The organism is Candidatus Planktophila sp., assembly GCF_040402275.1.
Classification (GTDB): Bacteria; Actinomycetota; Actinomycetes; order Nanopelagicales; family Nanopelagicaceae; genus Planktophila.
On record NZ_JBBAMW010000030.1, the window covers coordinates 1 to 7,043 of the forward strand.

Here is a 7,043-nt window from a genome sequence, read left to right on the forward strand (position 1 = left end):
GTTCCGCCATTGTGTAGTGGCTAGCACATGGGCCTTTGAAGCCCAGGGTCCAGGATCGATACCTGGTGGCGGAGCCACCGATAGACTTCAGTTGTGACCGTACAAACCGTGATCGTCCTAGCCGCAGGCGAAGGCACACGTATGAAGTCGGCAACTCCTAAGGTTCTACACAGCGTTGCAGGACGTTCGCTACTTGGACATGTTCTCCACGCAGTTAATCACCTACATCCAACTGAACTTCGAATCGTTGTTGGTTCAGGTCGGGAAGCAGTCGAAGCGCACATCGCAGAGATTTCGCCAAAGGCAACAACTGTTTTTCAGGAACACCGTGGTGGCACGGGCCATGCTGCCCAGTTAGCGCTCGCAGGCAAAGCACCTAAAGGAACAGTCCTAGTTTTAGCTGGCGATACACCACTGCTATCTGGTGATTCATTGGCGCAGTTTGTAGAAGCCCACACATCTGGAAAATTCGCCGCATCAGTACTAACTGCAGAGCATCCAGAACCAACTGGTTATGGCCGCATTATTCGAGACGATAGTGATGAGCTACTGCGCATCGTTGAAGAAAAAGATGCAACAGATGATGAAAAATTCATCTATGAAATTAACAGTGGTGTGTATGCCTTTGATGGCGAAAAGCTTGCTGCCTCAATTGGCAAGTTAACAACGGCAAATGCACAAGGTGAATTGTATTTAACCGATGTCATCGGAATCTTAAAGTCAGCGGGTGAATCAATTGCTGCAATCATGATTGATGATTTCACTGAAACACTTGGCGTCAATGATCGCGTGCAGTTGGCTGAAAGTGCCGCAATGCTTAGAGATCGTATTAATGATCAATGGATGCGCGCAGGCGTCACAATCGTTGATCCAACAACTACCTGGATTGATGCAACTGTTGAACTTTCAAATGATGTAACTCTGCACCCTGGCACCGCACTCCTTGGCTCCACAAAGGTTGCAACAGGGGCTGTTATTGGACCTCGCACCACCCTGACCGATTGCGTTGTTAAAGAGGGCGCACAGGTTCTTGAATCAATCGCTATCCAAACCGTGATCGGTGAAGGTGCCACAGTGGGTCCATTTACTTATTTGCGAGCAGGAACACAGCTCGGTGATTCAACTAAGGCTGGCGCATTTGTTGAAATGAAGAATGCAACCGTTGGTACAGGTTCAAAGATTCCGCATCTGTCATATGTTGGCGATGCAACAATCGGTGTGGGCAGCAATATTGGCGCAGCAACGATCTTTGTTAATTACGACGGCGTTGAAAAGCATCACACCACAGTGGGTGATCAGGTCCGCATTGGCAGCGACACAATGCTTGTGGCACCGGTCTCAATCGGAGATGGTGCTTATACGGCTGCTGGATCAGTTATTACAGAAGATGTTCCGGCTGGAGCAATTGGTGTTGGCAGAGCAAAGCAAAGAAATGTATTAGATTGGGTACTGCGCAAGCGCCCAGGAAGTAAATCCGCCCAAGCCGCCGAAGCACGCAATAAGAAGGGCTAGATATATGAGCGAGATCCGTTTATCTTCTGAAAAAAGATTGCGCCTATTTGCAGGCCGCGGATTTCCCGAACTAGCTGATGAAGTAGCTGCCGAGCTTGGCATTCCTTTAACACCAATGTCTGCATATGATTTTGCAAACGGTGAAATTTTTGTTCGCTTCGAAGAATCAGTTCGAGGTTGCGATGCATTCGTAATTCAAAGCCACACAGATCCAGTTAACAAGCAGATCATGGAGCAGTTGATCATGATTGATGCGTTAAAGCGTGCATCTGCAAAACGCATCACAGTGGTTACACCTTTCTATGGTTACGCACGTCAAGATAAGAAGAGCCGCGGACGCGAACCAATCACAGCTCGTTTGATAGCCGATCTTTTCAAAACCGCAGGTGCCGATCGTTTGATGGCTGTTGATCTACATACTTCACAGATTCAAGGATTCTTTGATGGTCCCGTTGATCACTTGTTCGCTCTCCCAATGCTTGCAAATTATGTTGGCAGCAAGGTTGATCGCACACGCTTAACAATTGTTTCTCCTGACTCAGGACGTGTTCGTGTTGCAGAGCGTTGGTCAGATCTTCTTGGCGGATGCCCAATCGCATTTATTCACAAGACTCGTGACCCACGCGTTCCTAATGAATCCATAGTAGGCCGCGTTGTTGGTGATGTTGTTGGACAGACATGTGTAGTTATTGATGACATGATCGACACAGCCGGAACTATTACAAAGGCAGTAGATGCGTTATTTGATGCAGGTGCTGCAGATGTAATCATTGCGGCAACTCACGCCGTATTTAGCGGTCCTGCAGTTGATCGCTTGAAGAACTGCCGTGCCTCTGAAGTTGTCATCACAAATACTCTGCCAATTACAGAGGATCAAAAATTCGACAATTTGACCGTGCTCTCAATTGCTCCGCTTCTGGGCCGCGCAATCCGTGAGGTCTTTGAGGATGGATCAGTTACAAGCCTGTTTGATGGTCATTCCTAAGCCTCAATTTGCTTCATTGCTTGTCTAAAAGATACTGTTCGACCTGTTCCGGCGAGGGTAGCGAATAGCTTTCCGTGATCGACGGGTAAGGGATTTTTCTCCTGCTGGAACTTTGTGTACGCACCGAAGAACTGGGACTACTAGGAGTAAAGGGTTTAAAAAATGGCAGAAGTAAAGATCGTCGGAACCACTCGTACAGAATTTGGTAAGGGCGCATCACGTCGTGCACGTCGCGATGGTTTAGTTCCTGCTGTTATCTACGGTCACGGAGAAAAGCCTCTACACATCACTCTTCCTGCAAAGGAACTTGGCGTTGCTCTCAAGCAGTCAAACGTTCTTTTGGACATCACAATTGATGGCAAGAATGAGTTAACTCTTCCAAAGGTAATCGTTCGCGATTTCCTCAAGCAGATCCTTGAGCACGTTGACCTAGTGTTAGTTCGTCGTGGCGAGAAGGTTGTTGTTTCAGTTCCTGTTCACACAGTTGGTGAGCACGATCGTGATGGAATCCTTGAGCACGTACACAACACAATTGAAGTACGTGTTGACGCCTCATCTATCCCAAGCTTCCTAGAAGTGGACATTCAAGGTCTTACCGCAGGTTCTTCAAAGTACGCATCAGATGTTGTACTTCCAGCAGGCGTTGAACTCGAATCTGATCCAAAGACAATCGTTGTTCACCTATCTGAGAAGTCGACTGCAGTTGTAGAAGAAGTAGTAGCACCAGTGGCAACAGATGCTGAAGCACCTGCTGCAGATGCCGAGAAGAAGGACGCTTAACCCTTAGGCTTTGTTGTTATGACGTGGTTGGTAGTGGGTCTGGGTAATCCAGGAGATCAATACGCTGCCACACGTCATAACATCGGCCAGATGGTCATTGATGAGTTAGCAAGTCGCCATTCAATCAAGTTTTCATCACACAAATCCCGCACTGATATTGCCGCCTATAAATTAGATGCTGGCACACATTCAATAATTCTTGCTAAATCAAAGAGCTATATGAATGAAACTGGCGGACCAATTAAGGCACTAGCTAATTTCTATTCGGTAGAAACTGCAAACATAATTGCTTTACATGATGAACTCGATATTCCTTTTGCTGCTATTCGTACCAAATTTGCTGGCGGGGACAATGGCCACAATGGTTTGAAATCAATGACATCAGCATTTGATGGGCCTGATTACTACCGTGTTCGTTTAGGTATTGGCCGACCCATGGGTGAGCAAGATCCAGCAGATTTTGTGTTGAAAGCATTTTCAAAAGTTGAACAAAAAGAATTAGGTGATTTCATTGATCGTGGCGCAGATGTTGTGGAATCCCTAATTACAAAAGGCTTAGAAGTAACCCAGTCGACATTCAATAGTTAAATCAGCCAGTATTGCGAAGGCCTGCAGCAACACCGTTAATAGTTAGCAATAGAGCACGGCGCAGCACTGGATCTGCAGAATCACCCGCATCGCGAACTCGCTTTAATAAATTGATTTGCAATAAATGTATTGGTGAAAGATAAGCATCACGGACCTGCAATGTTCTTGCCAAAATTTCTTGATCACCAAGCAAAGCCTTCTTGTGTGTAAGTTTCAAGATCTCTTCGACAGTTAACACAAATTCTGCTTGGATTTCATCCAAGAAGTGATGGAGTTCTGCAGGGACAAGTGTTTCTACATAACGCTTTGCAAGAACTAAATCTGTCTTTGCAAGTGTCATTTCAACGTTGCTAATAAAAGTTGTGAAGAAGTGCCATTCTTTAAGCATGTGAGCCAATAGATCTGAATGACCTGCCTCGCGCGCTGCTTTAAGTCCCGATCCCACGCCAAACCAACCAGGCACAATTTGGCGTGATTGAGTCCAGCCAAATACCCAAGGAATCGCACGAAGTGAATCAAGACCACTTGCAGCATCGGGGCGACGTGATGGACGTGAGCCCAAGAACATATCTCCCAGCTGTTCAACCGGTGTAGATGCATAGAAGTAAGCAGGTAAATCTGGTTGATCAATCAATGATCGGTATTGCTTAAATGATGCATCACTGAGCAACTGCATGCAATCGCCCCAGGACTTTAACTCTGCAGGAGTTTGTCGTGGACCACGATTTAAAACAGTTGCTTCTAATGATGCGGCCAAAGTTAACTCAACATTTTCGCGAGCAAGTGAAGGCAGTGCGTACTTGTCACTTATTACTTCGCCTTGCTCTGTCATCTTTATATGACCATCAACTGATCCCCATGGCAATGCGATCAACGCTTCATATGTTGGTCCGCCACCGCGACCCACAGAACCACCACGACCGTGGAATAAGCAAAGCTTGACGCCGTACTTCATTGCAACATCTCGCAGTGAACGCTGAGCACGGTGGATCTCCCACTGACTAGTTGCAATACCTGCATCCTTATTAGAATCTGAGTATCCAAGCATTACCTCTTGCACATCACCGCGCAAAGAAACCACTGCGCGGTAGGCAGGATTACTCAATAGCTTTTCAAGTATTTGTCCCGCAGCTCGTAGTTCGGCAACTGTTTCAAGCAAAGGCGCAAAACCAATAATTGCCTTCTTATCTTTGAGTGAAACAAGGCCAGCATGCTGAGCAAGTACAACAGCTGCTACTAAATCATCCGCGCCCTTAGTCATCGAGACAATGTAGGTTTCAATGGCTTCTGGTCCGAATCGATCCACTAAATCTTTAATTGCGATAAAGGTATCTAGTGTTTTCTTGCCTAATGCGTCCAACTTTGATGTGTCACAAATCGTTGTGTCTGCAAGTGCTTTTGTTAATAGTTCAAACTTTTCATCGTGGGACTTAGCTAGATATCCATCAACACCAATGATTTGGTTTAATACATTGTGGTGAGCATCTGAATGCTCGCGAACATCCATCGTTGCGTGTGTAATTCCAAATGTCGCAACAGTGCGGATAGTGCGCTCAAGTAAGCCTGTAGCAATTAATTCACCGCGGTTTGCCATGAGTGAATCACGCATCAACACTAGATCTGCGAGTAGTTCGGCTGTGTTTGCGTAATCGCGATTTGGCACATGTGCTGCACCTTTTGCATGGCGATCACGCGTAGCTGCCAAACGATGCACGATTGCTGTTGCCTTTAAGCGATATGGCTCTTCAGTGTTAAGGCGCAAAAATCGTGGTTCAAATTCTGGAATGTTAGTGAGATCCTTTTGAACAGATGCAGTCAGTTCAGGTGTTGCTCCAACAATCTTTGTTGAAACGGAAAGCATCTGACGCAAGTCATTCATTGCGGCGATAGTTACACGAATTGCATGCCCAACCTGTAGCACCATGGCATCTGTCGTCACCTGCGCTGTGATATTTGGGTTTCCATCTCGATCTCCGCCGATCCAATTACCAAAAGATAGTGGGCGAGCGGTGATCGGAACCTCAACATCGATGCGCTTCATTTCTTGTGCAAAATCATTGAGAACTTCAGGAACAGTTTGGGTGAATAGATCATCGAGGTAATACAAAGCGTTAAGGGCTTCATCCAAAGGTTCTGGTCGTCCTAAACGAAGCTCATCTGTTTGCCACAATAAATCAATTGTCTCTGCCAAACGAGCTTGCTGTGAAGGATTACGTGGGTCATCTAGTAATTCTGCAATGCTTCCTAGTTTGTTTAATACCGAACGTCGTGCGGCTTCAGTTGGGTGGGCAGTAAAGACTGGGCGTACCGACATTGCACCGACCCAATTTTCAATATCTTCTTTGGTTAATTCATGTCCAGGCGTTTGGGACTTTAGGGCAACTTCAATGCGATCAACTGCGCGAGCAAGCCATGAACCACCGGTGGCACGTGCATCAGCTAAAACACGAGCACGGTGCACTTGCTCTGCAACATTTGCTAAGTGGAAATATGTACTAAATGCACGCACTAACTGAACAGAGTCTTCAACTGAAAGTTTTGCAAGAATCTCAGCGCCATTTCCTTCGCGAACAGACTTTCGAACCTCTTCTACTAACGCTAAAAGTTCGGGACCTTCTTGACGCACAAGTGTTTGACCTAATAGATCACCAAGGCGGCGCACATCGCTACGTAAACCTGCCTCATCTGCAGCGATTGGGCTCTGGCTCATTGGGCAATCCTCTCAGGTATTGGGGTGTGCTCAAAACAAATTACACTTGGCACATCAAGCCCCTCCATTTGGACCCCCCTCCAAAAGGAAATGGGGCCTTAAGGCATTGGAGGCACGCATGCGCGGACTTATTCCTGTCCTACCAATTGCACCCGATGCATCTCATATCGTGGCACCGCAATCGATGTATCCATTCTTACTTGCCGCACGCGCATCATCACATCCGTTATTAGTTGTCACTAGTTCAAGTCGTAGCAGTGAAGATCTTGTCAATGAATTACGTGAGCTCTATGACGATGTATTGGAGTTTCCAGCATGGGAAACATTGCCGCATGAGCGATTAAGTCCACGCAGTGACACCGTTGCAAAGAGAATCCAAACTCTCTACGCATTACAAAACAAGCATTCAATCAATCCAATTGTTGTAACACCTGTCCGCGGAGCAATTCATAGAATTATCAGCAACCT

5 protein-coding genes, 1 tRNA gene and 1 pseudogene are annotated in these 7,043 nt (G+C 46.4%); 6 read left to right on the forward strand and 1 reads right to left on the reverse strand.

The window, feature by feature from the left end:
* Nucleotides 1-2: 2 nt before the first annotated feature.
* The 5 genes from AC9UEY_RS05355 to pth all read left to right on the forward strand — a co-directional run bounded on the left by AC9UEY_RS05355 (nt 3) and on the right by pth (nt 3,865).
* Nucleotides 3-77: transfer RNA gene (locus tag AC9UEY_RS05355), tRNA-Gln, on the forward strand.
* A gap of 16 nt (nt 78-93) precedes the next feature.
* On the forward strand, nt 94-1,512 hold the full coding sequence (glmU, locus tag AC9UEY_RS05360; RefSeq protein ID WP_509538811.1) for a bifunctional UDP-N-acetylglucosamine diphosphorylase/glucosamine-1-phosphate N-acetyltransferase GlmU: 1,419 nt from the start codon (nt 94-96) through the stop codon (nt 1,510-1,512).
* Between the two features lie 4 nt (nt 1,513-1,516).
* Nucleotides 1,517-2,497, forward strand: coding sequence for a ribose-phosphate diphosphokinase (locus tag AC9UEY_RS05365; RefSeq protein WP_509538814.1), 981 nt, complete (start codon nt 1,517-1,519; stop codon nt 2,495-2,497).
* 162 nt (nt 2,498-2,659) lie between these two features.
* A complete protein-coding gene (locus tag AC9UEY_RS05370; protein WP_509538817.1) occupies nt 2,660-3,277 on the forward strand; it encodes a 50S ribosomal protein L25/general stress protein Ctc in 618 nt (205 codons plus the stop codon).
* An 18-nt stretch (nt 3,278-3,295) separates the two neighbouring features.
* On the forward strand, nt 3,296-3,865 hold the full coding sequence (pth, locus tag AC9UEY_RS05375) for an aminoacyl-tRNA hydrolase (protein WP_509538819.1): 570 nt from the start codon (nt 3,296-3,298) through the stop codon (nt 3,863-3,865).
* 1 nt (nt 3,866) lies between these two features.
* Here the strand turns inward: pth and ppc are convergent, their stop codons facing one another.
* Nucleotides 3,867-6,575: a phosphoenolpyruvate carboxylase gene (gene ppc, locus AC9UEY_RS05380; protein WP_509538822.1), complete on the reverse strand. Its 2,709-nt coding sequence runs from the start codon at nt 6,573-6,575 to the stop codon at nt 3,867-3,869.
* A gap of 118 nt (nt 6,576-6,693) precedes the next feature.
* Between ppc and AC9UEY_RS05385 the strand changes: the two are divergent.
* A pseudogene (locus tag AC9UEY_RS05385) lies at nt 6,694-7,043 on the forward strand (transcription-repair coupling factor); the annotation flags it as partial.

What these genes read in the sequence shown, in the direction of transcription:
- AC9UEY_RS05365 (WP_509538814.1), top strand. Translation starts at nt 1,517, where the DNA reads ATGAGCGAGATCCGTTTATCTTCTGAAAAAAGATTGCGCCTATTTGCA.
- ppc (WP_509538822.1), bottom strand. Translation starts at nt 6,575, where the DNA reads ATGAGCCAGAGCCCAATCGCTGCAGATGAGGCAGGTTTACGTAGCGAT.
- AC9UEY_RS05370 (WP_509538817.1), top strand. Translation starts at nt 2,660, where the DNA reads ATGGCAGAAGTAAAGATCGTCGGAACCACTCGTACAGAATTTGGTAAG.
- pth (WP_509538819.1), top strand. Translation starts at nt 3,296, where the DNA reads ATGACGTGGTTGGTAGTGGGTCTGGGTAATCCAGGAGATCAATACGCT.